We start from the raw sequence: 25940 nt of genomic DNA, 5'->3' as shown, positions 1-25940 counted from the left end.
TTATCTTAATTGTTCGGTTACTCTTTAGGTTCTTCTGTACTTTCAGAAGATTGGTTTGCAAGATCAGAAGAATCCTGATTTTCCAATTCTTCCTCTCTGGAGATTTTCTCCACGGAGGAGATTTCGTCTCCCTCTCCCACTCGGATCAGCCTCACCCCCTGGGTAGCTCGGCCCATCACCCTGAGTTCGTCCATGGAGATTCTGATCATGATGCCGGACTTGTTGATGATCATCAGATCATCCGTATCCACCACCTCTTTGATCGCAACCAACGCACCGGTTTTATCCGTCACATTCATCGCTTTCACTCCTTTGCCACCACGGTTGGTGATTCGGTATTCCTCCAGTTCGGAGCGTTTTCCGTAGCCTTTTTCGGAGACTACCAGTAGGGTGGCATCTTCCTCTGAGGCACAAACCATGCCAATGACATAATCTTTATCACCATTTAACGTTATCGCCTTCACTCCTGTCGCTGTACGGCCCATTGGGCGCACCGCTGTTTCCGGGAAGTGGATCGCACGGCCAGACTTGGCGGCGATCACGATATGCTGGCTGCCGTTGGTCATGCTGACATTGACCAGCTGGTCGTCCTCCCTGATATTCAGGGCAATGATACCATTGGATCTTGGTCGGCTGTATTGCTCAAGCGTAGTCTTTTTGATCACGCCCTGCTTGGTGATCATGACCAAGAAGTGGTTGTTGATGTAATCCTCGTCGTCAAGGCTATCCACTTGGATGATGGATCGGATCTTGTCGTCGGACTCGATGTTGATCAAATTCTGGATAGGGCGGCCTTTGGCGGTCTTGGACCCTTCAGGTATCGCATAGGTCTTCAGCCAAAACAGCTTACCCTTATCGGTAAAGATCAAAAGGTAATTGTGGGTGGATGCGGTGAAAATATATTCGGTCCAGTCATCCTCTTTGGTACTCACTCCTTTGGAACCTACCCCGCCCCTTCCTTGGGTGCGGTATTCGGTCAGCGCAGTGCGCTTCACATATCCCTGGTGGGAAACGGTAATCACCACTTCCTCATTAGGGATCATGTCTTCGTAGCTGAAGTCCTCCGCGTTGTGCTCGATCTCGGTACGACGGTCATCGGAATAGCGATCTTTCATCTCGACCAGTTCGGTCTTGATGATTTCCATTCGCTTGTCTTCATTGGCCAAGATCTCTTTCAGCTCCTCGATGAGTGCCATGATTTCTTTGTATTCCTGCTGGATCTTCTCCCGCTCCATGCCTGTGAGGCGCTGTAGCCTCATATCCAGGATCGCTCGGGCCTGAATCTCACTCAGTTCAAATCGCTCCATCAGACCGTTTCTCGCAGTCTCTGGATCAGGGGAGTTTCTGATCAGTGAAATGACCTCATCCAGATGGTCTAGGGCAATAAGATAGCCCTGGAGGATATGCGCTCTTTTCTCTGCTTCCTTGAGCTCGTACTCGGTCCTGCGGATCACCACCTCGTGTCTATGTGCGACATAGTGGACGATAAGATCCTTCAGGTTGAGCGTGTGGGGTCTTCCCTTGACGAGAGCCACATTGTTTACTGAGAAGGAAGTCTGTAGCGCGGTGTGCTTGTAGAGGTTGTTTAGTACGACGCTGGATACTGCGTCACGCTTGAGCTCGTAGACGATCCGCATCCCGGAGCGGTCAGACTCGTCGCGGATGGCAGAGATGCCCTCGATTTTCTTTTCGTTGATCAGGGCGGCGGTTTTTTCCACCATGTTGGCCTTGTTGACCATGTAAGGGATTTCGGTGATGACGATCATCTCCTTGTTTCCTCCGTCCTTGGTCTCCACGTTGGCCTTGCCTCGAAGAACGATCCTGCCCCTTCCGGTTTCGAAAGCTGCCTTCACGCCATTGTAGCCATAGATAATCCCGCCCGTAGGGAAGTCCGGAGCGATGATAAACTTCATCAGCTCGGCCACGGTGATTTCCTTGTTATCAATATAGGCCACGATACCATCGATGACCTCGCCCAGGTTGTGCGGGGCCATGTTCGTCGCCATACCCACCGCAATACCGGAAGCTCCGTTCAGGAGCAGGGCTGGCACCTTGGCAGGCAATACCGTAGGCTCTTTCAGGGAGTCGTCAAAGTTGAACTGGAAATCGACCGTATCCTTGTTGATGTCCACCAGCAGCTCCTCGGCGATGCGCTTCAGCCTTGCTTCGGTATATCGCATTGCGGCGGCATTGTCCCCGTCAATAGACCCAAAGTTACCCTGGCCATCGACCAAGGGATATCTCAGGGACCAATCCTGGGCCATACGGACCATCGTCTCGTAAACTGCGGAGTCTCCGTGGGGGTGGTATTTACCCAATACTTCCCCGACGATTCTGGCTGATTTTTTATAGGGTTTGTTGTGCAATACGCCGAGCTCCTGCATCCCGTAGAGAATGCGTCTGTGAACTGGCTTGAGTCCATCTCGGACATCAGGAAGTGCTCTGGAAACAATGACCGACATCGAATAATCGATGTAGGCACCACGCATTTCCTCCTCAATATTGATTGGTATGATGTGCTCGTTCTCTCCTTGGGCCATAAAGTACTTTTTCGCGCTTCAAATTAAGCTGCAAGATAGTAAAAACTGCAAGGTTTCGAAACCCAAGATTCAAACCTTGCGAGGCCTTCAGACCATCAATACCACTGCCCTATTTTGCGGTTTTGCATGTTGAAAATGGAGCTTCCCCGGTACTCTACTCCGTCATGGAGGTGCTTCATCACCACGCCGCAGCCCTGGATTTTGCAACGCTTGGTCCCGGGAATCTTGATGGCCAAGCCGGCCTGTAGTCCATAGACGGTTTGGTCAATGTTTTGAAACTCAGAAAAATCAGAAGCAGCGTAGGTAAATTCCCTAAACTCCGCCCCTCCTTTCACGAAGACCTTGGCATACTCGGAGAAATCGTATTCGACCCGCATGGAAACGCCAAAATAAGGATCCTCCGACACCGCCAGCCGCGGCACGTAGGGAGCTCCCCCCGTAGCCAGCGCCGGGTCGTAGGATTTTTTCAAATTCATTTTTCCAAACTCCCCCTCCAAAATAAATCTCCATGGATAGTTGGCTCTCGCCCGCTGACGGAGCTCTGACTGCATGTATAGGTTGTTGCTGCTATACTTTCGGTATTGCCATTTGAGAATGCTTTGGCGACGCTTGGCGTCAAAAAGCACCAGCCCCACGGTGCCGTAATATTTGCTGATCTGGTAGGTAGCTCCCTCAAACTGGAACTCGTGGTCATTGCCCCTCATCGGCGCCAAGTTGCCCCACTCCATGCCATACCCTCCGCCAATGGTCAACAGATTGAAGAGGTTGATCCGGACGCCGCCATTCAGCAGGGGGAAGATCCACTCATTGCTGGACAGCGAGAGCGTATCCTGCAGGCTGAATTCCGAATTCTCCAGGTTTTGGTATTGGGAGATGGGATAGAGTGAAGGATTTTCGGAGTAAAAGTCCGTGCCTATCTGGTGATAGGCAGCTCCCGTCGAAAATTCCACGGCGAAGGCCTCCAGGACATTCCTAAAAACGTTGCCCACGCCGGATTCACTCTTGGGATTTTTGGCTTTGGTGCTGATCCCAAAGATGTCCTCATCCTGGGCAAAGGCGTGAAGAATAAGGAATTGAAAGGCAACTGCGAGGAGAACGGTTTTTCTGATGGTCATGGTAAGTAAACGACGCGGTGGTTCGGATGGTGTGAAAATAAAAAAAGAAGCCTCCTTTTTGGGGAGACTTCTTCAAATCTTTTGCCAAGAACCTTACTTCACCGGAGCTTCGCCGTCCTCGTCCTTGCTTTTCATTTCTTCTACCATCTGATCCAGCTTCTCTTTCATAGCCGGATCTTCCTTGATGGCGCCGTTCACTTTATTGTAGGTAGATACGCCGAGCACCTCGTCATCCTTGATCAGCTCAGTCTTGTATTCCACCACGGAGCTCTGCAGCGAATCCTGGAAATCCTTGATCGCTTTGTAGGCTGCTCTTTCCTCATCTGTCAGTTCGATTTCCGCCTCTTTGGCAGCATCGCCCCAAGCCGCTTTGATCTCGTTGTATCTTGCGCCGCCGTCGATGACCTCATTGTTGAGGATCATGTTCTTCAGCTCTTCTGTTTTTTTGTCCACAAATTCAGAAGTCATAAATTCCACATTGGCGAACTTCTTCAGTTCATCATCCGTAACAGTCTCTTCTCCAGCAGCTTCCTGGGCAAATGCCGCCAAACTCAATCCTCCAAAAAGGAACATAAACATCCAAATCTTTCTCATAATCGTCTTAGTTTAAAATTGTTAAGCTTTCAATTAAACCTTCTAAGCCTCAAAAACCAAGCAAAAAATGTCCTTTTAAGATATTTTGTGATAAGCGGTAGTGCGAATTTCAGGCAAATTTAAGACGATTTCAGCCTCGCTATCGTCGCGACGGGATCTGCCGAACTGAACACAAAACTGCCTGCCACCAGGATGTCGGCACCCTCGGACACAAGCTTTTGGGCATTCTGCTCGTTCACTCCCCCATCGATTTCGATCTTGGTCGCGGCGCCTTTTTTCAGGATCAAATCCTTTAGGCGGGAGACTTTGGAATAGGTGTTTTCGATGAACTTCTGGCCTCCAAACCCGGGATTGACCGACATCATGCAGACCAGGTCAATCTCCGCTATTATTTCCTCGAGAAGAGATACGGAAGTGTGGGGATTGATGGCGACGCCGGCCTTGGCACCGAGGCCATGAATAGCCTGCACCGTGCGGTGGAGATGGGGGCAGGCCTCGTAGTGCACCGAGATATTTTCCGCTCCGGCACGACGAAAGGCCTCCAGGTAAGGATCCGGATTGACGATCATCAGATGGACGTCCAGCGGCTTCTTCGCATGCCGCTGGATCGCCTCGGTCACGGGAATGCCAAAGGAGATATTTGGAACAAAAACGCCGTCCATGATATCCACATGGATGTAATCCGCCGCGGATCGATTGAGCATCTCGACTTCAGTCTGGAGGTTGGCAAAGTCGGCGGCAAGTATGGACGGGGCAATCAATGGAGACATAGTGGGTATCTTAAACTATACAAATCAAGTAAAATCCGGCGGCGGGACAAAATCGGCTAATGCCTTATCAGTTTGGTATGCTTCACATAGCCTCCCTCGCTCAATAAGACCAAGTACAAGCCAGGCTTGATGTCCTGCAGACCCAGCGTGTAGGGAGAGGAAGTGTTTGTCCTCAGAAGCTCCTGCTCCAGAAGCGTCCTTCCGCCCGTGTCGACCAGCCGGATTGTGCAGCTGCTTCCAGTGCCAAAGTGAATGCTCAATACATCGCCTTGAATGGGATTGGGGAATAACCTCAACGCTTTCTTTTCCTCCTCTGGAGCGGAAAGAATCTCCCCATAGAGCGCATCATAGTAGTTGGGAACTCCGTAGCCGAGCAGGTTGTTAGGGGCGTCATACTGGCTGGCGCTTCTAAAAAGGTTCTCCATCAGCTGGGCTTTCGTCCATTCTGGCTTTGCCTCCCAGAGCCCAGCGGCCAGCGCCGTGATCTGAGGTGCGGAAAAAGACGTGCCGCTCGAGGAACCCACCGAACCATTGGAGCGGATCAGGCTGGGACTGTCGCCAAAAGCCGACAGTTCCGGCTTGAAGCGTCCGTCTCCAGTCGGGCCTCTGGAGCTGAAAGTCGAGACTTCACCATTCGTCTTTACGGAGCCCACCGAGATGATATCTTCCGCATCAGCCGGAGCGACCAAGCTGGAAGCTCCGCTGGCTCCATAGTTTCCCACCGAGTTGACCACCAATATTCCTTTGCCGGAGGCAATGCTCGCTCCTCTGGTGATCACTGTGGTCTTTCCATCCAGGTCTTCCAGACGGTAGTTCATATCCAAATCGTCAAAATCCCAATAGCCCACTGAGCTGCTGATGATGTCCACGCCCAGACTGTCCGAGTACTCGGCCGCGCGCACCCAGTTCAACTCTTCCACGCGGTATTCCGTTGCCACTTCCTCGGTGATCATCAGAATAAAATCCGAGTCATAGGCTCCCGACACGAGCTTGCCAGGCTCATTTGCCGCGATGAGCGAAAGGACATTGGTGCCGTGCTGATGTGCGGTGAAAATGTCACTGTTCCAAGGCCGGACAAAGTCCTTTTCGGCGATGATTTGGTTGTTGGAGAAAAGATGCGCAAGGGCCGAGCTGGTGTTGGTGCCCGGAAAACCTGCATCAAAAACCGCGATCAGCACCCCGTTGCCCGTATAGCCATCGGCGTGCATACGGTCTATGCCGATCAGTTCATTTTGAAAATCATAGGAATTGTCCGTGAGGGCCAGCTCACGGGTATTCAGCTTGGAGACTCTTCCTTCCTTCTCCACGGTCACGCCGTCATCTACTTGGTTGCGCAGTCTGGCATTTGGCTTTTCCAAAAAGCCTCTAGCCACCAGCTCCACCCTATCCACAAAGGGAAGCGCAACCATGGCATCCCTCCCCGCCTGATCCGCGACCAACACAGCGGCATTCATCCATTTACTGGTATAAAGCACGTACTCCGACAGGTCGGCCACCTCGCTGAGGTATTTTGCCGACACCGGCAAGTCTAAGCTGTCTGGCTGGATTGCCTCCTTTTCTCTTCTTAGGATGGCTTTTGGGGTCAAAAACTCAGCGGGACGGGAAAGCGAAAGGGAGGTCTGGGGTTTGTATTTGAAATATACGGCATAGCGATCCTGGGCTTTGGCTGAGAATGCCAAAAACAAGACCAAAAGCAATCCCATTCCGTAGCTACTCCTTTCCATAGTCGATCAAGGTCAGGTGGATTTTGCTTCCGCCGTCGATCAGCTGGTTTCCCAGGCAGTCGTTTCTGGAGCAATAGGTCAGCACTTCGTCGTATTTTTCCAAAAGCCCAACTCCTTTTCCATAGATTTCATACCGTATATCGCGGATCGTGATTTTGTCGTCGAGATTTTCCTGGTTTACCCGCACAGCCGTGACCTCCTCAAAACCCGGAAGGCTGGAGGGCCCCAACCCATCAATCTCAAAATCATCGTCTCCCTCCGCCTGATAAGCTTTTCCGTTCCAAAGCCTGCCCAGTTCCGGTGGAAACACCAACGCGGCGAGAGGAGTATTTTGGGTCGTTCGCAATAGGATACGATCCCGATAGAGCTGCGTGTACTCCAGGTCCAGAGTCCAGGATACGCGATCCTCAGACCTGGATCGAGAGACGATATAGACCACTTCATTCTCTGCATTCAGATAGCTGCCGCGGATCAAGTCCCTGTAAAAATAGCTGGAACTCTCGGAGTCGTTTTCCCCGTAGTGGATGGTCTCATCCACTTGGTAGATCCAAAAATTCCCGATTTCAAGCGGTTGGAAGTCCCTTTGCAAGTCGGATTCCGGGGATTCGATCTTTTCGCCGCAGGCGAGCAAAAGCAAGACAAGAAGGAGATATAGCTGGGAAAAGCGCATTACCATGCCGAAAATATACTACGAAAAATACAATCATTTTCCGCCACCGCGAGAGGATAGGCCAATTTCGCCGAGCTAACTTTGCTTTTCTGTTAAAATTGGCCTGCTTACCTTAGCCGTCCAATTCCTATTCTACTATGGCCCTCAAGACTTTTGTAAAACTAAACAGCGTCACCAACCTGACCGATGCGCGATACGGCGCGGGAATGTACGTCAACCTCCTTGGTTTTAACCTGAATGAAACTTCCGAAAATTATGTCAATCCGGCGCAGTTTCAGGAAATCACCGGCTGGGTATCGGGCGTGGACTTCGTGGGCGAATTCACCCATCACAATTCTCCAGACCTCCTCGAAAAGCTGAAGGCCTATCCCTCCATCACCTGGATAGAATATGACAGGCTGGAAGAACTCCAAGCGCTCGCCGCCACGGACTATTCCCTCATCTATAAGGTAGCGCTGGCAGAGATCCGCCACATCGAATCAGAAGTAGCCGGCCTTCTCAGCGAGTCCAACATCGTCCTCCATATCTTTTCCGAGGAAGAAACCTTGGCACCGAGAGACCTGGAAGTGGTGACCGCGCTCGCGCAAAACTGCAAAGTGATCCTGGGAACCGGCATCACGGAGTCAAATATCCTCGATCTAATCGACCAAAGCGGCATCTACGGCATATCCCTGAGCGGAGGAGAAGAAATCAAACCCGGGCTCAAAGACATGAACGAGCTGGCCGACATCCTCGAAAAGCTCGAGACTGAAGATTAAAAAACCAAAGGCAGGAAGTCCAGAGTCTAGCTCCTTGCTTCCTGCCTTCTTTTCTTTCGACCCATTTAAGAGTCCCAAAGATCGGTCGATTTGTAGGGGCTCTGGGGGCCCGTGAAAAAGCTGCCATCGACGAAGCGATGTGCGATGCCGATAGCGGCAAGTCTATCCATGTCCTCTGCGTCCAGCTCCAGCTCTGCTGATTTGAGGTTTTCCACGATCCTGCCTTGGTTGACCGATTTGGGAATCACCGCAATGTCCCGAGCCATAGACCAAGCGAGCAGGATCTGCCCGAGGCTTACCCCGTGTTTTTTTGCAATGTCCGCCACCGTTTGGTTTTCGAGCAGCTTGGGGTCGTTTTTATGTCGTTCTCCTCGAGAGTCCGGCGAGCCCAAAGGAGAGTAGGCGGTCATCAGGATGCCGTTTTCCTTGCAGAAGTCCACCAATCCCGTCTGGGGCAAAAAGGGATGCATTTCCACTTGGTTCATTTCCGGTCGCTGTCCAGCCATGGCAAGGAGCTCCTTCAGCTTGGCTTGGTTGAAATTGGAAACACCGATGTGCCTCACGGCCCCACCGTCTTTTTGCTCCTGCATCGCTTCCCAGGTCTGTGTCAGGGGTACGTCCTTGTAGGTGTAATAATCCTCCCTATGCTCGGCAAAGCCAATACCCGGCTTGAAAGCGATGGGCCAATGCACGAGATAGAGGTCCAGGTAGTCCAAGCGAAGATTGTCCAGGGACTTCTCCAAGGCCGGTCTCACGTCCTCGTGCCGGTGACTGTTGTTCCACAGCTTAGAGGTCACGAAAAGCTGCGCTCTGTCCACCAATCCGACAGCCATCGCATCGGCTATCCCCTGCCCCACTTCCCGCTCGTTTTGGTAGATCGCGGCGCAGTCTATGTGGCGGTATCCGGCCTCTATGGCCCAAAAAACGGCTTTTCTCACTTCTCCAGGCTTGCTCTTCCATGTGCCGAGCCCCAGGATGGGAAGTCTGTCTCCGTTTGCAAATTCCAGGTGTTTCATTGCGGTCAATTGTTGATTCATCGAAAAAACTAGGGTTAACTTTATACGATTTTCCGCCTCTATGCCATTAGGCAGCCGTGACAATCCGAAAGAACGTTAAAATTAGGGCTTTGCCCTACTTCGGTCTTCGGTCATCGGTCTCCCGACCCGATTGAAGAAGCAAATTCGCTTACTGGCAAGATTGCGGATAATCATGTTCTTTTTTACCTCAAAACAAATTCTGACTAGCTAAATCTACCTCTTTTCAGGACAATCCTGAACCGATCCCTCCGCCAAAATCGCAAATTAAGACGGCACACTATCCTATACGGGCAAAATCCGCTTTGGGACGTCCCCCCTAGCCCACCAGCTGTCCAAAATCCAATTCGAGCCTTTTCCATGGAGCACCTTCTTCTTTTCTTTGGCACAAAAAAAGCTGGGCGGGATCATTCAACCCCGCCCAGCCTGTATTTGTTTACTACCTAGCTTACTTCAAAGCAAACTCCCTTGCCTTGATATTGGTGTAGTACTTGGTGATCATGTTTGGCACTTCCCAAGCTGGCATTTTTCCCGCTTGGTAATATTCCAAAAAGCGCTCGGTCACCTGGGCGAAATGCGCCTCGTGCCCGTTGTGGTAAGAATCTGGAATGGTCACCTGGTACTCGCCGGATGGCATTTTCTCCAAGCCGATTCCCGGATACTTGCCCTGAAGGGTTTCTTTTACAGCCTTTTCCAAAGAAGCGAGATCTGCTCCAGCCAGCTCGACATAAAAGGCCGGACGGTAGTTTTCCTCCTTGCCCTGACGGATGATCAGCTTGGCCTTGGTGCCGCGCATCATGCTGTAGTGCGTGTCCGCACTTCCCTCGGGAGCCTGATAGTTCCAGATCACACTGGCTTTGGCGTGTTTGCCTTTGAGCGTGTAGGTCATTTCGCCGTTGGCAAAGACTTCCAGCTTTCCGTCTTTCATGTCTTTTTGGAGAAAATCCGGGATTTCGCTCTTCCCGGTCACTTTTTGGAATTCCTCCAGCGTCATGGACGTCGCCCATCTCTTAGCGGCCAGCATCTGCACGTCCGTGGTATCGAGCGTCACCCCAGGAAATGCCTCCCACTGGATCAGATCGACCAAGTGGGTGGTCACGTCCACGATTCCTTCGCCCTCGACAGCCACATCAAAAAACCAGTCCGGACGGATCAGCGGAGCGCCCGACACATACTTGAAGAAGTGGTGCACGGACTCCTTGGTGATCGCCGGATCCTCGGGCGTACCGGTCTCCAGCTCTCCAAAGACCTCCGGGATCATGGAAAGCTCCCGCTGCAGCAGCGTGGTGATCTCAAAGCGCTCGGTCATGATATCGTAGAGCAAGAGGTCCTTTTCGCCAGCGAGCTGAAATGCCCTGAGAAGTTTCTTGAAGCCCTCCTGGTTGATCACCAAAGGCTTGTCCGCATAGACGTGTATGCCGTTTTCTATGGCCGCGAGAATGTAATCGACTTTCCGGTCATTTTTGCCGGCCACCATCATCACATTGCCAGGCTTCTCTGAGATCATCTTTTGCAGATAATCCGCTCCAGTGTACACCTCCAGATTCCAAGCTGTGGGATTCTCCGAGCGCTCATTGTACCCGGCGATACGCTTGAGGTGGTCGTTGAGCTCGGCACCTTCCGGCGCAAAGACGTACACCGTCGAATCCACCGTGGGGTACATGGACTTATGGATGAGCCCGGCATGGAAATGCCCGGGATCCAAGGTCATGATCTTCACCTTTGTATCAGATTCAGACAGGTCGCTTTTCATCTCTGGACTGGAACAAGAGGCGGAAAAAAGGGCCAAAGCGGCCCCTATTTTTACTTTGTTGGAAAACATCATTTCAAATTTAAACTTCATCAAGTTAGGCATAGCCGCCAAGGCTTGAAAACAATCATTTAGGCTTTGACATAGTCAGTACCCCAAGGTCTGCGCTGTGTACGGCTGAGGTGGGAGTTGGCTTCCTTGTCGTTGACAAACTCCTCTTTGGCTGCGTCCCACTCCAGCTTTCTGCCCAGCTTCATGGCGATATGGCTCACCAGACAGACCGAACAGGCTCTGTGGCCGATCTCTGCCGGAGAAAGCAGTTCGTTGTTGCCTTGGATAGCGCCCAGCCAGTTGCCGTGATGCTCTGTACTCTTGATCAGGTGGATTTCCTCGGGGCCGATGACCGACTGGAGGATCTTCGGATCGGAGGCATCCAGTGCCTTGGCATTATTGTCTTTGGCCACGGGGTCGGAAGAGGAAGCCTGGTAGTTTCCTCTGGATACCCAGATCCATCCGTCAGTACCTTCGTAGCGGATACCATTGGGATAGCCGCCGGAGGTGAGCATCATGATGCCGTTGTCGTACTCAGCCTTCACCATGAAGTCGCCGTGTACATTCCAGAGACCGGAGCGAGGGAAATCAGCCACGGCCTCGATATATCGTGGGCCAGTCAGCTCGGTGTCCATCCCCCAAGCGGCGGAGTCAAAGTGGTGCTGTCCCCATCCGGTGATCATACCGGCACCGTAGTTTTCGAGTCTCAGCCATCCCGGACGGTCGTAGCCTACCTGAGGATGCACGCCGATTTCGGTATAGGGCACTTCGGGCGTAGAGCCCAGCCACATCTCAAAGTTCAGATTAGCGGGAACAGGCATAGGGGCAGCCTCTGGCCCCGAAGGATCGCCTGGCAGGCCGATCTTCACGGTATGGAGCTTGCCGATGCGACCGTTTCTCACGAGCTCTGCAGCGATGCGAAACTGCTCACTGGAGCGCTGCTGGGTACCCAACTGAAGTTTTATACCTGTTTTGTTGACGACGTCGACGAGCTGGCGGCCTTCTTTGATTGTCAGGGAAGTTGGCTTTTGCACATATACGTGCTTTCCGGCCAAGGCTGCTTCCATGGCTGGCTGGGAGTGCCAGTGATCCGGCGTGGAGATCACCACCGCGTCGATTTCTCTGTCCAAAAGCAGCTGACGGTAGTCGCCATATTGCTTCACGTCCACGTAGGGCTTGCCGTTCTTCTTGGTGTAATAGTTCTCTATGAGCTTTTTGCCATCAGCCATACGATTGCTGTCCACATCGGAGACAGCCACCAGCTGGGCTACCTCATGGCGCCAGGTCCCAGGCAAGTCGTGGTCTCGGGCAATCCGTCCGCAGCCGATTTGGCCTATGGTGATTCGGTTGCTTGGTGCATTTTTACCAAAAACGGAAGCTGGAACAATCGTCGGAAAACCTATCGCAGCCGAAGCCAAGGCGGTTTTTTTCATAAAATCTCTTCTTTGCATAACTATAGAATCAGAGTAAAAGGGTTATTATTTCACAAATGCTCTCCAATAGGCCTCGGCTTCATCGGCCGTAAGGTCTCCATCAAAGACGATCAAACGATACTTGAGCGAGTAGCGCTCGTTGGGCTGTATCTCCCAGGACTCGTGCCGGATGGGGCAAAACTCGATAAACACATTTCCCTCGCCCTTGTACTGGCCCAGTGGCCAAACTCGAAGCGGCTCAGGGTGGGATTTGTTGGTATTGTGGGAAAGGAAAAGAATCCCACTTTGGCCAGAGGGATCGGCGGTTTTCCCCTTCACGATCACCCATTTGGCGTTGGTGCCGTCAGCGTCCTTGCGGGTTTTGCCATCGGAAGTAAGGATGCTGCTGTTGGCATCACCCCAGAGCTCGGTGGCGCGGAAACCAATCCCGCCGCCGTAGCGGTAGTCGTCGAGGAGAATTCCGCCGGGAATCTTGGTTTCGATGGTGGTGGTATAGTCCACCATATATCTGCCCTTGTCGGCAGGCTTGACTTTGATCCGAAGGTCCTCTTCTATGGCCAGCTTCTCCGCTTCCGGAGCCTTGAGGTCTAAGTGATTTTGGCGGACGTTGAGTTCAGCTGCTCCGCCAGCTACCTTTTTGGAAAGCACTTTGGCGAAGTCCACGCGACCCTTGCCATCTCCTAGATTCCAAAAATCCACCTCCCGTCCGGAGATCGTCGCTCGTGTCCAAGGTCCCCAGATTCCGTAGTGGTGGTAGTGGTCTTTGGGCTGGATTCGGCTGAGCACTTGGCCACTCGGTGAGGTAATGGGATGGATAAAGCCCGACTTGCTGAAGTCCGATTTGACGCCCTCCGGCACAGGCTCTTTGGCAGTCTGATAGGTCAAAACTCGCTGATTGTCAATCAAAAAGTCAATTCCGGTAGAAGTCTCGTCTAGGGTGATCTTTTGCGAAAACGATACCGAAGAAAATCCCAGAAAAAGCAGGGATAGAAATAATTTCCTTTTGAAACACATTTAAAATTCAGGTTATTGGGCTTCCAATTTATTAAAATCTCCAAAAACCAATTAACCCAGTTTTACTAATCCCCATGAAGCGGCTTTATTTCTACGCAATCGTTTTCTTTTCCACTTTTCATTTTGCCTGTGCCCAGAGCCTAAAAGAAGTCACCCTCGACCAAGCCTGGAAAGACCAGATCAGATCGCTGGCTCCTGAGAAACAAACCTTTCCAGCCAAAAAGAAAAACATCCTGGTTTTTTCCCTGCACACCGGATTCAACCACTGGGTCATCCCCCACACCGAGGAAATGCTGAAAATCCTCGGAGACAAAAGCGGAGCCTTTTCCGTGAGCGGCAGCAAGGACATTTCCGAGTTTGAGGCCAAAAACCTCAAAAAATACGACGCCATCATTCTGAACAACACCTGCTCCATCGGTGATCATCGCAATCTCTTTTGGGACAAACTCAAAGCAGAAGCAGGCGAAAACTTCGACTCGCTCACGGTCTTGAAGAAAGCCCAAGAGCTCGAAGCAAATATCCTCAGCTATGTGAAAAATGGCGGAGGCCTGATGGTCGTCCACGGAGGAAACACTATTTTGAACAACTCATGGGATTTCAGCCGACTGCTGGGAGCCAGCTTTGACTACCATCCCAAGCAGCAAGCCATCCAAGTGAGACTGGAAGATCCGAAGCACCCGCTGGTGCAGGCCTTCCCGGCTGAGGGCTTCAACCATGTCGACGAGCCATACTTCTACAAGAATGCCTACGCAGAGGGCGATTTCAAGCCACTGCTCTACTTTAACAATGCCGAGATCGACGGACAGCGCAAAGGCCAGGAAAAAACCGAAGGCAAGACCTACGTGTCTTGGATTCGCTCCGAAGGCAAAGGCAAGGTGATGTACATCTCCCCTTCCCACAACGCGCAAAGCTTCGAAAACCCGCAACTGCTGCAGTTTTACCTGGACGGCATGCAATATGTTGCCGGCGATGTAGAATGTGACGAGACGCCGGTTGGAAAGTAAAATGCTTCGACAGGCTCAGCACGAGAGTCCGATGTCGGGTGACCGATGAAAAAGGCGCTGGAATTTGATTTCAGCGCCTTTTTTCTTTTATCTCATGTGTCTGGAAAAACTCCTTCAGCAAATTATCAACAAGGGGCTTCAGTCCAATATGTGGCGACCTTCCATGGGACAGGGTAAGGCGCGTAAATTGCAAGACAGATCCCATAGAACTGCTTGTCTTTTTCGGGATCGAAATCTCTGAATTGGATATATGTGGTAGTCGACGCTGGAATGGTTAGGGTCGTAAATACTTTCACCACATTAGTATAAGTCGTCCCGTCATAAGTGATAGTTTCTCCGATATTTTCCGGCTTTTTCACGGAGACTAACATCCCTCCACCGCACGGATCTACCCCTATCATGGCAACTTCTAAACATGTCGGATCGGTGTCCGACTGACATCCCATGAAGCAAATAGCAACAGCGAATACAAAAAAGTAGATTTTCATTTGATAAGAAGATTTCGTTTTAAGACGGAGCTTGATCGAAATTCGCTACAGACTTGGCCTATTATACTTTCCTCCGCGTCTAAATTCTCAAGTGAGCAACCAAGACTTCGTCCCAATTCATTTAATCGAGGAAAAAGAACCCTCAATACGTCCTCATATAGCTATGCACGACCGCTTCCGCGGCAATCCGTCCAGAAGTCATTGCAGCATTGATGGAGCCATAGAGCAAATAGTCGCCCGCGAGATAGACATGGTCGGAGATCTTGCATTCGGTCATCGGGATGCTGTACCTCGGATCGTCCAAAAAGGGCAAGGCGTGGGAAATGTGGTAGGACTTGACAAACTGGAAGTACTTGCTGCTGACACCGGAGATGCGCTCCAGTTCGGCGGTGACGGCCTCGATCAAGGTTTTTTCCTCCAGCTCGCTCTCCAAGACCGTTACAGAGAGCAGTGCCCGCCCGTTTTCCGAGTAGTTTTTTGACACATCGTCCATGAACACGAGGTTGTTTACCAAGCCTTCGCCCGTGACCAGGCCAATCATCGGTTTGGCGATAAATGATTTTTGGAGGGAAAAGTAGAGGTTGGTCACCTGCTGGGGAGAAGAAAACTGCCCTTGCAGCTGCGGCATCACCCGATCGGGCTGGACGGCAATCACAATGCGGTCGGCCTCGATCAGCTCGCCATTTTCCAGCTGGATGGTTTTTCCGGCTACCTGCTTGACCGGCGTATTGAAATAAAGCTGCGTCTTGCTGAGTTGGCGACGGAGCATCTCCGGGATCTGCCCCATGCCTTTCGCCGGCACGGCGGCGTGGCCCAGCGCAAACATCTTGAACACAAACTCAAAAATTCGGGAAGAGGTATTCAGGTGCTTTTCCAGAAAAATCCCCCTGAAAAACGGCCGGAAAAAGTTGGCGATGATCTGCTCCGAAAAGCCACAGTCACGCAAATATTGGTGGGTAGGCAGCGAGGGCTTCGCAAAAATCTCCTCGTCGCTGAGCTTTTTTAGCTTCCGCACCAGGTTAACCAGCGTCAGTTTGTCTCCAAACGTCCCAACTTTGGAAAAGAGTGTCCCCATCGCGCCGAGCGGACTCCGCAGCGGATCCGAGACCATATAAAAGTCCTTTCCTTCAAAAATAATCGCGCCGGGAGTGAATTTCTTCAAGTCCAGGGCATTCAGGTCAAGGTATTTTTGCGCCTCGGGATAGGCGGTATTGAGCACTTGAAATCCATGATCGAGGAGAAATCCGTCGATTTGGTCGGTTTTGACCCTGCCGCCTACCCGATCCGAGGCTTCGAGGATGATTGGCGAAAAGCCCGCTTTCTCCAACTCCAAGGCGGCTACTAAGCCTGCCAGTCCTGCGCCGATAATGTAGATTTTTTCGTCCATTGCGTTGATGGCTTGAATCCGTGTGTGTCTAGTTCCTAAGATAACACAGATTCCCACCAGGTGTTTGCCGATTGCAGTCCGGAATTTCTGACAGATGGTCTGGCAAGCCGTTGCAGAAATCCTTAACATCGCACCAAATCCCCCGCCATGAAAAAGCTTTGCCTCCTACTCTTCTCACTTGTCGTTTTTTCCTCCCAAGCCCAAACCTACTTTCCAGAAAAGAACAACTGGCTCAGCAAGAAGCCCGACGAGCTCGGACTGGACGAAGCCAAAATCAAGGCAGCCATAGACTTTGCGACAGCGCATGAAAGTGAGCAAAACCCCAACCTGAAGATCGCCCACTACGAGAGCGCCTTTGGTCGGGAGCCCTTTGGCTATCCCGTGGGCCCGATGAAAACGAGGGGGCCGGCTACGGGTCTGATCATCTACCAGGGCTATGTCGTGGGTCAGTGGGGAGATCCGGGGCGAGTGGATTTGACCTTCAGCGTGGCAAAAAGCTTCCTTTCCACCACTGCGGGACTGGCGGTGAAGGAGGGACTAATCCGCGATGAGATGGATCTGGTCTATCCCTACATGGCCCCCATCTATCCCTACGATCCGATGCGAGCTACCGTGAACAAAGCGGACCATCTTTACGAGGACGATGTATTCGAGCTCTTTGACACCGAGCACAACCGAAAGATCCGCTGGGATGACCTGCTGAGGCAGACTTCGGACTGGGAAGGGAGCCTCTGGGGAAAGCCCGACTGGGCGGATCGGCCAAGCGGCGAAGCGAAGGAATGGAGAACGCGGCCTAGAAATGCTCCGGGCTCGACCTATGAATACAACGACACCCGGGTCAATGTCCTGGCTTTGGCACTCTTGAATGTGTGGAGAAAACCGCTCCCAAACGTCCTAAAGGAAAAAATCATGGATCCCATCGGAGCCAGCGATACCTGGAGATGGACGGGCTATGAAAACTCCTTTGTCATCCTGGATGGGCAGATCGTCCAATCCATCAGCGGAGGCTCGCACTGGGGTGGCGGGATGATGCTATCGGCGTGGGATCAGGCCAGATTTGGCTACCTCACACTGCGCAATGGAAACTGGAACGGCCAACAGCTCATCGAACCCAGCTGGATTGCCAAATCCCGCACACCAACCAAAGCTCAGCCTGGCTACGGGATGATGAACTACTTTTTGAACCACGACCAAAAAGAAGTGCCGTCGGCGCCAAAAACTGCTTTTCTCCATATCGGTGCCGGAACGAACATGGTCTACGTAGATCAAGAAAACGACCTGGTGATCGTGGCCCGATGGATTCCAAACGGAGACAAGGCCGAATTGGTAAGACTGGTGCTGGAAAGCCTTGGCAAATAGCTTCGAAATCATTCGGGTAGCTGAAGTACGACGCGGTAGGCCTGTATAGACCCGGACAGAAACCCCTCTGCACTCCCCCATAGGTACAGCTGAAAAGTCCGGTACAACGACTGGCTCCATCGCTCCTCGATGAGTTCTCGGTTGGCGTCCAGCCGCTTGGCCCATTCCCGACAGGTCAGATAGTAGTTGTGTCTGTCGTCCCAGATGCCCTTGATCAAAAACGGTGTTTTGGCCACCTGGGCTAGATATTCATGCAAAACCATCAGATGGCCGTTGCCTTCGAACACATATTTGTTCATAAACGTCCCATGGGAATTCCTCGTCCGATCCGCACTGGCGTCCAAATAGAGATGACCGCCTGGCTTGAGCAACTTGCCATACTGTCTCAGCGAAGCTTTGTAATCAGGCAGGTGCTCGGTCACCCCACAGTTGACGATTGCGTCAAACTTTGCCCCGGGATCATATTGTAGAAAGTGCCTCATCAAGACCTCACAGGGAAGGTTTTGCGCATTGATGACCTCTTGCACAAAGTGTCTGGACTGCTCCGATATGGTCAAGGAGGTGACGTGTATCCCCCGCTGGCCCGCAAACTCCACAAAGGAACCCCAACCCGCCCCGATCTCAAGTATCCTCTGGCCCGGCTGGGCTCCTATGGACTCCAGCACAAATTCAAACTTGCGCGTTTCCGCATCCTCCAAAGACTCTTGGTCAGAATCGAAAACCGCCTGGGAATAGGCTCTGTGTCTTTGGTCCAAAAACAGTCGGAAAAAGTCCGAATCCAAGTCGTAGTGCTGGGAAATCCATTTTTTGTCGCTTTTTACTTGGCCAAAAAGAAGGGGACGAACCAATCGCCACACAAAATTGACTCCACGCCTATCCCCAAAATAAGTTCTGAGAGACAATACCTGCAAAAAATCCCCGGACACGTCTATCTGCCCTTTCAGGTAAGCTTTTACGATCTGCTTTTGGTCCAGCGTACTCAAGGCCGATATGGCATCTTGACCATTTAGCCGAAGCGAAAATCTGGGATACCCTACCCCAAATACACGTTCTTCGCCTTCCGGACTGATCAATGAAAATGGAATACGGACGGAGACGGTTCCTCCTTTCTCGAAATGCGCCCAAAGCAAATCCGAAAGTCGAGCAAATTTACTTGCCATAAAAACAGGAAGTTTTGTCGATGAAAAATGAAACAGAATGGGTTCGACTCGTTGGCAAAAGTTAAGGAATTCCGGACTCTATGTAAACCCGCCTATCGGGCTGAAATCAGCGATTCCACAGGAAATTGGGATTAAGCCCTGAACTCCCCCTTCCGATTTCCAAAAGACAAATTCCCTTTTTGATCCTCCTTTTCAAAACTGACTACTACTTCAATTGCACCAACAAAAATTAGTTTTTTTTCATCGTTAATTTGAAAATTTCAATCAAATACATTTATTTGTATTTCATATATTATTTATTGGTTTTAATAAAAAGACATGCTGTTTATCAAACCCAAAAACATCGCACTCGCCGCACTGGCCATCTTCGCATTTGGCTGTTCGCTGGAAGACACCTCCCTGACGCCAGACATACCCTGGATCGATAAGGAAGGCACCGCAAAAGCTGTAGACGTATTCCTGGATTTCCAAGGAATGCAGTACAAAAGCGCAACCGAGATCCACTCTTACAATGGACGGCTCAAGAACCGCGTCGTAGATGGAACTTTTGAGGTTTACAACTTCGGAGTAGAAGGTGAGCCCGTTTCTCACGCCAAGGGGGAAATTATCTGCATTGCCTTTGCTGAGGACTGCAAAACGGCGAGAATCACCGGCGTGATCACTTCCGGCTCCGATCCGACCTATCCGGGCTACTATGCTATTTGGACTGTCGTCGACGACGGCATGGGCATAAATGAAACAACAGACATCCGCTATCCGATCGACGAGGCTACAGCCAACTACCATTGCGAAGTGGGTGTGTCACTGGAATGGTACAACTTCGAAAAATACTTCGACTGTGGCGGCAAGGCGCAGGTAAGGCCATCCGAGTGCAAGTAAACCAAGTTGGCTTCCGACAATTCGATTTTCTACAATCCTAAATCCTTTTTCAAAAACAAAACCCCGGTGTATATACCGGGGTTTTTGGGGGTGATTTAAACAACTTTTCACTACTCCTTTATTATTTTTACCAAGTATTGGTATCGACACAGAAAGGAAGACTGTATTGAAGTCGAGATGTCTGGCTTGGCCTCAGGACTCGTTGCGGAATTCTGACACCGCAACACCCCGGCTCTTGTTTCGCAAAGAAGAAACAAAACAACGCCAGCCAAATATTATTTGGAAATCCAAGACAACTTATTCGTCATGCATACAAAATTACGCAGATCTTCCTCGGGGAGATTTGCTCCCTGGATTTTCTTGACAAATATCAAACCGACACGTGCTATCGATTGTATTCAGTGAATAGTGCTGCAAGGTTTACCCTTTTCGGCAGAATACCCAATTTTCAAAACCAAGTACAAAAAATCGTAAACGATATGTCGTTTGGACAAAAAAAGCCCCGGCAAATCGCCGGGGCTGCGTTTTTTGGACTTCGACTGCTAGTTTTTGATTTCTATGGATCCGCTGGAAACGGAGCCCGAAATAGTACTTGACGCGCCGTTGTTGATCTTCAGCGAGCCAGAGGAAGAGCTTTCGCCCACGGTCACCCGGCCGCTCCCCGCCTCGAAATCATAGTTGTAGTCCGCCAAGTTGGAAATGCTCTGGATGGCAATCCTTCCCGAAGAGCTCACCAAGCGCGTATTGGGGCTCAGGCCCACTCCGGTTCCGGTGATACTGCCGGAGCTTACCTTCATGCTTTCCATCTCGGAGACATTGGCCACTTCCACTTTTCCAGAGCTCATCTGCACGTTGAGCTTGCCGGTCAGGTTTCTTACTTTGACGCCACCGCTGGAGGCTTCGATGGCGAGATTGCCTTGCATCTGATCGATTTCTATCTTTCCGGAGGAAGCATCTGCATCTACGTCACCGATCAAGTCGAACCCTTCGATGGACCCCGATCCCACCTGCAGGCGTATGGAAGGCACCCGAGCTTGCATCACCCGGATATTGCCTGAGCCAGAGCTGAGGTGAAGGTGCGGATACTCGATGCCAGACACGACCGTCTTGCCAGATCCAGACTCCACGCTCAGCTCCAAGTCTTTTGGCCCGACCAAATTGACCACTGCCCGATGGTTACCGCCCCCGAAAACGCCGTTTTTGTCCAGTTCGATGAAGAGGGTATTTCCCTCCTGCTTGTATTCGATCTCGAAATTGCCAGAGCGGCTGGACTCCAAGAGCCCATTCATTTGTACAGCCGCCTGACCGGAAACCCCTTGGTAGTTGATTTCCATGAAGGACGATTCGACCTGGATCTTTTCGACACCGGCAAATTCCTCATTGATGCTTTGCACGACTTCCATTTCTCCTTCGCAGGAAGAAAACGCGATCAACGCTGCCAGTAGCAGGCCGGTACTTTTGCTCTTGTAACTCATGTTGCTAAATCTCATAGTTGGTTTTATTTAGATAGTTTTGATTCTGCTTTTCTTCAGGGTCTCTGAGCCAGGCCGACTATTTCTTGGCAGTGCGACAAACACGCCCGCTCTTTTCCCTATTTTTAGCTAAGACAATCGAGCCGACCTTTACCCCTACTCCTTTTTCAAAAAAAAATGATAGCAACCACTCCAAAACCACCCTACTACGCCGTGATTTTCTCCAACATCCGTACAGACGTGGACGAAGGCTATGCAGAAATGGCCGGGGAAATGGTCCGCCTTGCCGAGCAGCAAGCCGGCTACCTAGGACATGAAAGTGTGCGCGAGGGATTGGGAATCACCATTTCCTACTGGACTGACACCGAGGCGATACGCAAATGGAAGGCGAATACAGACCACCTGCTCGCCCAGCAATACGGCCGCGAAAAATGGTACTCGGCCTACAAAACCCGCATTGCGCTCGTGGAGCGGGACTATGGATTTGAGCTTTGATTTTCAGCTTTTATGGAAAAAAGTAGCGTGCTGTCTGCCAATTTATCCTTTGCGCCGGTAGTGAAGCTGCACCAGGCCGCTTTCAAATGATTTGGTGCCCAAAAGTTCAAGCTGCTGTTCTGGCCTTCCCTCGGCAAAAAGCCGCGTTCCCTCACCGAGCAGTACGGGAATCACGGAAATGATCAGTTCGTCGATCAGGTCGTGCCGCAAAAGGGAATTGATCACCTCGGCTCCGCCGTCGCAGTAGATGTTTTTCCCCTCTCCAGACTTTAGCCCCCTGACCAACTCTGGCAAGTCACCGGTAAAAAAAGTAGTCCTGCCGCTGCTGGGCCTAGGCGAGCGGGTGATCACATAGACGTCCCTGTCGCCATTGTCATAGTGCGAGGTACCGACTTCCCGAAGCACCCAGTCGTAGGTTTTCCGCCCGAGAATGATCGTATCTATCGTCGCCGTAAAATCAGCATAGCCGTAGTCCTCCCCTTCCTTCTCGACCAGTTTGAGAAACTCCAGGTTGTCATTTGGCTTGGCGATAAAGCCGTCCAAACTGGAGGCGATGTAAATGCTCAATTTCCTCATGGTTTTCGTGTATTTATGGCAATTGCTCTTATCCTTTTCGCCTAGGCTTTTTTAAACTCCGCCACCAGCGCTTTCACCCTGTCCCGGATATCCATCTGGGAGATGTCCAGATTCACGGAAGTGGCTTTCAGAAAATCCTGCACCGCCCCGCTGTGGTCGGTGGATTTGCCTTCTTTCAGCGTCACATAGCGCATGGTCGACCAGAGCACGGTCTTCAGCTGGGTCTTGGAGTCATCGGTCATGTAGTACTCCACCACGATGGTGTTGTGGTTGTACCACAGTATCCGGCTCATGATGCGCACCCACTCCCCGACCATAGCAGGCTTCACGTAGCTGATGTTGTGGTTGTACACCACCCAGGCGGCCTTGTAGGTTTTGATCAGATCGATGATTTCCAAGCCGTATAGCTTCGGAACCTGGTCTTCGCGGGCGTTGAAAAAATAGTCGAAGTACTTCGCATTGTTCAGGTGCTGGAGCGGGTCGCAGTCCTGAAAGCGGATCACCACGCGGCTTTCGGTTTCGCTGGCGTAGTGCTTGTCTGGATCGTAGTCAAACATGTCTTAAAGTTCTTTGCTGGTAATGATTTTGATGCCCAGCGTTTTCATTTCTTGGATTGCCTTTGCTCCATCGCCTGGGGCCAAATTCACCGCGCGGGTCGCATCGCTGACCAAAAAGGTCTCAAAACCCAGCTCCTTGGCGTCTGTGGCGGTAAATTTAACGCAATAATCCAGGGCCAGCCCACACACAAACACCCGCCGTACGCCAGTTGCTGTCAGAAAATCCCCGAGGCCTGTCGCGCCTCTTCTGGCGTTGTCAAAAAAGCCGGAATAGGAATCCACCTCCGGGTTTTTGCCCTTTTGAAAAACGGCCTTCCAAGTCCCACGGTCTAATCCGTCATGGAAGTCCGCGCCCGAACTGCCCTGCACGCAATGGACTGGCCATAATACTTGGGGCAAGCCCGCCAGCTCAATGATCTCGCCGGGCCTTTTGCCCGGATGGTTTGCCGCAAAGCTGCCATGGCAGGCGGGGTGAAAGTCCTGTGTGGCGACGACCAGCCCAAATTTCTTTTGCAGCCCATTGATCACCGGGATCACCTGATCTCCCTCGGCTACTGCCAGTGCGCCGCCTGGCAGGAAGTCATTTTGCACGTCCACGATCAGCAGCGCGTCGTCTTTTTCAATCTTCACCATTTTCAAATTTTTTGGCTTTCAATACCAGCTCCATCCGCAGATGGTGCAGGTTTTCCTCCAAACCTACCGGATACAGGTGTGGGTTTACCAAGCGCATATGCGTCTTATCTAGCGACTCCAGTTGGCTTGAAGCTCGCTCCCGTATCTCTGTCAAAGTAGGCAGCTTATACACTTTTTTTCCTTGCTTGAATATCGGTTTCAGCAAGACTTCTTCCTGATAGAATGCGGGCATCAAGCGCTTGCGTCGCGTCGCATCGACCGGATCGATGATCACTACGCCCTTGGGGTCGATTTCCTGGTCTTCGAGGAAGATCATGTCCGCCACGGCTTTCCCTTTGCTGAAATACCGTTTGGTATTGTGAAATCCCGGCACGTTGATCTTTAGCGACTGCTGGGATACCTTTACCCGGGGCTCCCAGTGGCCGTCCGCATTCTTGATCGCTGAGAGCTTATACACCGCGCCCAGGGCTGGCTGATCGTAGGCAGTGACCAGCTTGGTACCCACTCCCCACACGTTGATATCGGCATCCTGGGATTTGAGCGAGGCAATGATATGCTCGTCCAGGTCGTTGGAAGCGACGATTTTTGCTTCCGGAAAACCCGCCTCATCCAACATCTGTCGGGCTTGGGAACTGTAGTAGGCCAGATCGCCGGAGTCAATCCGGATGCCCACCATTTCTTTTCCCTTGCTCCGCAAAATCTCCCCGACCTTGATGGCATTCTTCACCCCATTGATCGTATCATAGGTGTCTACCAAGAAGATACATTGATCTGGGAAGGCTTCCGCATAGGCCTGAAAGGCCTCCAGCTCCGTCTCAAAAGACATGATCCAACTGTGCGCATGGGTTCCAGCGACTGGAATTCCGAACAGCTTGCCAGCCATCACATTGGACGTGGAGGTACAGCCGCCGATGTAGGCGGCGCGGCTGGCTGCCAAAGCCCCGTCTATGCCCTGTGCCCGGCGAAGCCCAAACTCCAAAACCGGCTCTCCCTGTGCGGCAACGTTGATCCGGGCAGCTTTGGTGGCGATCAGGGTTTGGAAATTGATGATGTTCAGCAGCGGAGTCTCCAGCAGCTGGCATTGGATCAGCGGCCCTTTGACCCTGACCATGGGTGAGTTGGGAAAAATGACCGTCCCCTCCTCTACCGCATCGATGTCGCAGGAGAATTGGAGGTTTTGGAGGTAGTCCAGAAACGCCGGCTCAAAGACCGGACTCCCGTCCTTGTTTTTCATCACCTCCAGGTATTCCAAGTCGGCTTTTTCAAACTTGAAATTGTTGCAAAAATCGACCACGTAGTCCAATCCCGCCGCCAGGGTAAAACCTCCCTGAAAAGGGTGTTTTCTAAAAAACAGGTTGAAAACGGCCTCCTGCTCTCCCTTGCCCGATTTCCAATAGGCATAGGCCATCGTGAGTTGGTAAAAATCGGTGAGCAAAACCAGGTTGCTTTGATAGAGGTCTTTGGTGATTTTCATTAACGCCAGCAAATTGTTGCTTAAAGGTAAGTGCTTGGGAAGAGAAATACGAACCGCCAATCATGCGGCACTATAGCTCAGTGGAAGACCGCTCGGACTTTTCCCAACCCCAGTTTCTTTTGCCAGGGGCATCTTGGGTCTCCTCTCTCCACTCTAGCTTTTCACCCTCAGGTTTAACAAAATACCCACAAGCACCAAGCCCATACCGATGTAAGATGCGAGCGGGAAGGTCTCGCCAAAGAGGAAAAACCCAAAGATCAGCGCGTAGAGTACCCCCATGTAGCTGAGGCTGGATACCCGGGCAAGATTGCCGGTTTGGTAGGCCACCGTCATAAAATACTGGGCACTTTGCGTGCAAAAGCCAATCCAGAGCAGCATCACCCAATCCCAACCTACCGGAGTCACCCAGTCAAAATACATGATGATCGAGGCAATGGGAAGTGTGACTAGCGGAAAGTAAAAGACGATCACCAGGGGATGCTCGGAGGTTTTCAGCTTTCGGATCATATTATAGGCGACTCCAGCCGCTAGTCCGGAAGTGATGCCCATCAGGGCGCTGAGCGGATCTACCCTCGGGTCTACGCCCTGAATGATCAGCACCCCCGCAAATGCCATCGCGAAATAGAGAAACTGAATGGGCCGGACTTTTTCCTTGATGATGAACACACCCAGGATAGTCGTGAATATCGGCGACAGGTACTGCATGGTCACCGCGCTGGCAAGAGGAATCCGCTGCAGGGTGTAGAAAAACAAGATCAGGCTGATCGAACCCACGATCCCGCGAATCACCAAGCTGCCCTTGCGGTTGCCAAAGGGGGAAATGCCTTTTTGCCCGAGTACGATGAAAGTGAAGACCAGACTGAACACCGAGCGAAACCAGACGATCTCAATCGCCGGAATATGTGGGATGAACTTGACAGACACGTTCATCATTGCAAAAAAAATCCCCGCCAAAAGCATGGACTGGACGCTACTGATCTTCAACTGAAACGAAGGTTTTGAG

24 protein-coding genes are annotated in these 25940 nt (G+C 51.5%); 5 read left to right on the top strand and 19 right to left on the bottom strand.

Going from position 1 to position 25940, the window contains the following annotated elements:
* Positions 1–17: 17 nt before the first annotated feature.
* The 6 genes from gyrA to J0A68_RS13775 all read right to left on the bottom strand — a co-directional run bounded on the left by gyrA (position 18) and on the right by J0A68_RS13775 (position 7419).
* On the bottom strand, positions 18–2540 hold the full coding sequence (gyrA, locus tag J0A68_RS13800; RefSeq protein ID WP_206578793.1) for a DNA gyrase subunit A: 2523 nt from the start codon (positions 2538–2540) through the stop codon (positions 18–20).
* Positions 2541–2635: 95 nt separating this feature from the next.
* Positions 2636–3655: a hypothetical protein gene (locus tag J0A68_RS13795; protein ID WP_206578792.1), complete on the bottom strand. Its 1020-nt coding sequence runs from the start codon at positions 3653–3655 to the stop codon at positions 2636–2638.
* Positions 3656–3748: 93 nt separating this feature from the next.
* On the bottom strand, positions 3749–4249 hold the full coding sequence (locus J0A68_RS13790; protein ID WP_206578791.1) for a hypothetical protein: 501 nt from the start codon (positions 4247–4249) through the stop codon (positions 3749–3751).
* Between the two features lie 119 nt (positions 4250–4368).
* Positions 4369–5019, bottom strand: a complete 651-nt coding sequence (gene rpe / locus J0A68_RS13785; protein WP_206578790.1) for a ribulose-phosphate 3-epimerase — start codon at positions 5017–5019, stop codon at positions 4369–4371.
* A 56-nt stretch (positions 5020–5075) separates the two neighbouring features.
* Positions 5076–6743 (bottom strand): S8 family serine peptidase, encoded by a 1668-nt coding sequence (locus J0A68_RS13780; protein ID WP_206578789.1) that lies wholly within the window; start codon positions 6741–6743, stop codon positions 5076–5078.
* The gene (locus J0A68_RS13775) at positions 6730–7419 is read right to left on the bottom strand and encodes a hypothetical protein (protein WP_206578788.1); all 690 of its coding nucleotides are present in this window, start codon (positions 7417–7419) and stop codon (positions 6730–6732) included. The genes J0A68_RS13780 and J0A68_RS13775 overlap by 14 nt, the downstream gene beginning before the upstream one ends.
* A 131-nt stretch (positions 7420–7550) precedes the next feature.
* Between J0A68_RS13775 and trpF the strand changes: the two genes are divergently transcribed.
* Complete coding sequence (gene trpF, locus J0A68_RS13770) at positions 7551–8171, top strand: phosphoribosylanthranilate isomerase (protein ID WP_206578787.1); 621 nt, start codon at positions 7551–7553, stop codon at positions 8169–8171.
* A 65-nt stretch (positions 8172–8236) separates the two neighbouring features.
* On the opposite strand, the gene J0A68_RS13765 is transcribed toward trpF, so the two are convergent.
* From J0A68_RS13765 to J0A68_RS13750, 4 genes are all read right to left on the bottom strand, one after another.
* Positions 8237–9208, bottom strand: coding sequence for an aldo/keto reductase (locus J0A68_RS13765; RefSeq protein WP_317195115.1), 972 nt, complete (start codon positions 9206–9208; stop codon positions 8237–8239).
* Positions 9209–9653: 445 nt separating this feature from the next.
* Positions 9654–11048: a putative oxidoreductase C-terminal domain-containing protein gene (locus J0A68_RS13760; protein WP_236025595.1), complete on the bottom strand. Its 1395-nt coding sequence runs from the start codon at positions 11046–11048 to the stop codon at positions 9654–9656.
* Positions 11049–11086: 38 nt separating this feature from the next.
* Entirely contained in the window at positions 11087–12457 is a 1371-nt protein-coding gene (locus tag J0A68_RS13755; protein ID WP_206578786.1) for a Gfo/Idh/MocA family protein, read from the bottom strand.
* Between the two features lie 27 nt (positions 12458–12484).
* On the bottom strand, positions 12485–13453 hold the full coding sequence (locus J0A68_RS13750) for a DUF6807 domain-containing protein (protein ID WP_206578785.1): 969 nt from the start codon (positions 13451–13453) through the stop codon (positions 12485–12487).
* Positions 13454–13527: 74 nt separating this feature from the next.
* On the opposite strand from J0A68_RS13750, the gene J0A68_RS13745 reads away from it, so the two are divergent.
* Positions 13528–14457: a ThuA domain-containing protein gene (locus J0A68_RS13745; RefSeq protein ID WP_206578784.1), complete on the top strand. Its 930-nt coding sequence runs from the start codon at positions 13528–13530 to the stop codon at positions 14455–14457.
* 125 nt (positions 14458–14582) lie between these two features.
* Here the strand turns inward: J0A68_RS13745 and J0A68_RS13740 are convergent, their stop codons facing one another.
* Together J0A68_RS13740 and J0A68_RS13735 are read right to left on the bottom strand one after the other, a co-directional pair.
* Positions 14583–14945 (bottom strand): hypothetical protein, encoded by a 363-nt coding sequence (locus tag J0A68_RS13740; RefSeq protein WP_206578783.1) that lies wholly within the window; start codon positions 14943–14945, stop codon positions 14583–14585.
* Between the two features lie 142 nt (positions 14946–15087).
* Positions 15088–16332, bottom strand: coding sequence for an NAD(P)/FAD-dependent oxidoreductase (locus tag J0A68_RS13735; protein WP_206578782.1), 1245 nt, complete (start codon positions 16330–16332; stop codon positions 15088–15090).
* Positions 16333–16479: 147 nt separating this feature from the next.
* Here J0A68_RS13735 and J0A68_RS13730 point away from each other — a divergent pair, with 147 nt between their 5' ends.
* Positions 16480–17691: a serine hydrolase domain-containing protein gene (locus J0A68_RS13730; protein WP_206578781.1), complete on the top strand. Its 1212-nt coding sequence runs from the start codon at positions 16480–16482 to the stop codon at positions 17689–17691.
* Positions 17692–17699: 8 nt separating this feature from the next.
* Here the strand turns inward: J0A68_RS13730 and J0A68_RS13725 are convergent, their stop codons facing one another.
* Positions 17700–18851, bottom strand: a complete 1152-nt coding sequence (locus J0A68_RS13725; RefSeq protein ID WP_206578780.1) for a class I SAM-dependent methyltransferase — start codon at positions 18849–18851, stop codon at positions 17700–17702.
* Positions 18852–19169: 318 nt separating this feature from the next.
* Between J0A68_RS13725 and J0A68_RS13720 the strand changes: the two genes are divergently transcribed.
* Positions 19170–19730 carry a hypothetical protein gene (locus tag J0A68_RS13720; protein ID WP_206578779.1) on the top strand — a complete coding sequence of 187 codons (561 nt, stop codon included), beginning with the start codon at positions 19170–19172 and terminating at the stop codon, positions 19728–19730.
* 542 nt (positions 19731–20272) lie between these two features.
* On the opposite strand, the gene J0A68_RS13715 is transcribed toward J0A68_RS13720, so the two are convergent.
* The gene (locus J0A68_RS13715) at positions 20273–21220 is read right to left on the bottom strand and encodes a DUF4097 family beta strand repeat-containing protein (RefSeq protein WP_206578778.1); all 948 of its coding nucleotides are present in this window, start codon (positions 21218–21220) and stop codon (positions 20273–20275) included.
* Positions 21221–21379: 159 nt separating this feature from the next.
* On the opposite strand from J0A68_RS13715, the gene J0A68_RS13710 reads away from it, so the two are divergent.
* Positions 21380–21697 (top strand): antibiotic biosynthesis monooxygenase family protein, encoded by a 318-nt coding sequence (locus tag J0A68_RS13710; protein ID WP_206578777.1) that lies wholly within the window; start codon positions 21380–21382, stop codon positions 21695–21697.
* A gap of 42 nt (positions 21698–21739) precedes the next feature.
* Here J0A68_RS13710 and J0A68_RS13705 read toward each other — a convergent pair whose 3' ends face one another.
* The 5 genes from J0A68_RS13705 to J0A68_RS13685 form a co-directional block, all read right to left on the bottom strand.
* Entirely contained in the window at positions 21740–22273 is a 534-nt protein-coding gene (locus J0A68_RS13705) for a dihydrofolate reductase family protein (protein WP_206578776.1), read from the bottom strand.
* Positions 22274–22314: 41 nt separating this feature from the next.
* Positions 22315–22830, bottom strand: coding sequence for an acyl-CoA thioesterase (locus tag J0A68_RS13700; RefSeq protein ID WP_206578775.1), 516 nt, complete (start codon positions 22828–22830; stop codon positions 22315–22317).
* A gap of 3 nt (positions 22831–22833) precedes the next feature.
* A complete protein-coding gene (gene pncA, locus J0A68_RS13695) occupies positions 22834–23463 on the bottom strand; it encodes a bifunctional nicotinamidase/pyrazinamidase (protein ID WP_206578774.1) in 630 nt (209 codons plus the stop codon).
* Positions 23450–24937, bottom strand: coding sequence for a nicotinate phosphoribosyltransferase (locus J0A68_RS13690; protein ID WP_206578773.1), 1488 nt, complete (start codon positions 24935–24937; stop codon positions 23450–23452). The genes pncA and J0A68_RS13690 overlap by 14 nt, the downstream gene beginning before the upstream one ends.
* A gap of 153 nt (positions 24938–25090) precedes the next feature.
* Complete coding sequence (locus J0A68_RS13685; protein WP_206578868.1) at positions 25091–25897, bottom strand: DMT family transporter; 807 nt, start codon at positions 25895–25897, stop codon at positions 25091–25093.
* Between the last annotated feature and the right edge of the window lie 43 nt (positions 25898–25940).

The sequence above is a fragment of the Algoriphagus oliviformis genome (genome assembly GCF_017254915.1).
GTDB lineage: Bacteria > Bacteroidota > Bacteroidia > Cytophagales > Cyclobacteriaceae > Algoriphagus > Algoriphagus oliviformis.
The sequence above is the reverse complement of the archived record's forward strand: the minus strand, read 5'-3'. Positions and strand labels throughout refer to the sequence as shown.

What these genes read in the sequence shown, in the direction of transcription:
- J0A68_RS13790 (WP_206578791.1), bottom strand. Translation starts at nt 4,249, where the DNA reads ATGAGAAAGATTTGGATGTTTATGTTCCTTTTTGGAGGATTGAGTTTG.
- J0A68_RS13740 (WP_206578783.1), bottom strand. Translation starts at nt 14,945, where the DNA reads ATGAAAATCTACTTTTTTGTATTCGCTGTTGCTATTTGCTTCATGGGA.
- J0A68_RS13690 (WP_206578773.1), bottom strand. Translation starts at nt 24,937, where the DNA reads ATGAAAATCACCAAAGACCTCTATCAAAGCAACCTGGTTTTGCTCACC.
- J0A68_RS13745 (WP_206578784.1), top strand. Translation starts at nt 13,528, where the DNA reads ATGAAGCGGCTTTATTTCTACGCAATCGTTTTCTTTTCCACTTTTCAT.
- J0A68_RS13775 (WP_206578788.1), bottom strand. Translation starts at nt 7,419, where the DNA reads ATGGTAATGCGCTTTTCCCAGCTATATCTCCTTCTTGTCTTGCTTTTG.
- pncA (WP_206578774.1), bottom strand. Translation starts at nt 23,463, where the DNA reads ATGGTGAAGATTGAAAAAGACGACGCGCTGCTGATCGTGGACGTGCAA.
- J0A68_RS13735 (WP_206578782.1), bottom strand. Translation starts at nt 16,332, where the DNA reads ATGGACGAAAAAATCTACATTATCGGCGCAGGACTGGCAGGCTTAGTA.
- J0A68_RS13755 (WP_206578786.1), bottom strand. Translation starts at nt 12,457, where the DNA reads ATGCAAAGAAGAGATTTTATGAAAAAAACCGCCTTGGCTTCGGCTGCG.
- J0A68_RS13795 (WP_206578792.1), bottom strand. Translation starts at nt 3,655, where the DNA reads ATGACCATCAGAAAAACCGTTCTCCTCGCAGTTGCCTTTCAATTCCTT.
- J0A68_RS13715 (WP_206578778.1), bottom strand. Translation starts at nt 21,220, where the DNA reads ATGAGATTTAGCAACATGAGTTACAAGAGCAAAAGTACCGGCCTGCTA.
- J0A68_RS13700 (WP_206578775.1), bottom strand. Translation starts at nt 22,830, where the DNA reads ATGTTTGACTACGATCCAGACAAGCACTACGCCAGCGAAACCGAAAGC.
- J0A68_RS13725 (WP_206578780.1), bottom strand. Translation starts at nt 18,851, where the DNA reads ATGGCAAGTAAATTTGCTCGACTTTCGGATTTGCTTTGGGCGCATTTC.
- J0A68_RS13780 (WP_206578789.1), bottom strand. Translation starts at nt 6,743, where the DNA reads ATGGAAAGGAGTAGCTACGGAATGGGATTGCTTTTGGTCTTGTTTTTG.
- J0A68_RS13685 (WP_206578868.1), bottom strand. Translation starts at nt 25,897, where the DNA reads ATGCTTTTGGCGGGGATTTTTTTTGCAATGATGAACGTGTCTGTCAAG.
- J0A68_RS13760 (WP_236025595.1), bottom strand. Translation starts at nt 11,048, where the DNA reads ATGAAGTTTAAATTTGAAATGATGTTTTCCAACAAAGTAAAAATAGGG.
- J0A68_RS13710 (WP_206578777.1), top strand. Translation starts at nt 21,380, where the DNA reads ATGATAGCAACCACTCCAAAACCACCCTACTACGCCGTGATTTTCTCC.
- J0A68_RS13750 (WP_206578785.1), bottom strand. Translation starts at nt 13,453, where the DNA reads ATGTGTTTCAAAAGGAAATTATTTCTATCCCTGCTTTTTCTGGGATTT.
- J0A68_RS13730 (WP_206578781.1), top strand. Translation starts at nt 16,480, where the DNA reads ATGAAAAAGCTTTGCCTCCTACTCTTCTCACTTGTCGTTTTTTCCTCC.
- rpe (WP_206578790.1), bottom strand. Translation starts at nt 5,019, where the DNA reads ATGTCTCCATTGATTGCCCCGTCCATACTTGCCGCCGACTTTGCCAAC.
- trpF (WP_206578787.1), top strand. Translation starts at nt 7,551, where the DNA reads ATGGCCCTCAAGACTTTTGTAAAACTAAACAGCGTCACCAACCTGACC.
- J0A68_RS13720 (WP_206578779.1), top strand. Translation starts at nt 19,170, where the DNA reads ATGCTGTTTATCAAACCCAAAAACATCGCACTCGCCGCACTGGCCATC.
- gyrA (WP_206578793.1), bottom strand. Translation starts at nt 2,540, where the DNA reads ATGGCCCAAGGAGAGAACGAGCACATCATACCAATCAATATTGAGGAG.
- J0A68_RS13765 (WP_317195115.1), bottom strand. Translation starts at nt 9,208, where the DNA reads ATGAATCAACAATTGACCGCAATGAAACACCTGGAATTTGCAAACGGA.
- J0A68_RS13705 (WP_206578776.1), bottom strand. Translation starts at nt 22,273, where the DNA reads ATGAGGAAATTGAGCATTTACATCGCCTCCAGTTTGGACGGCTTTATC.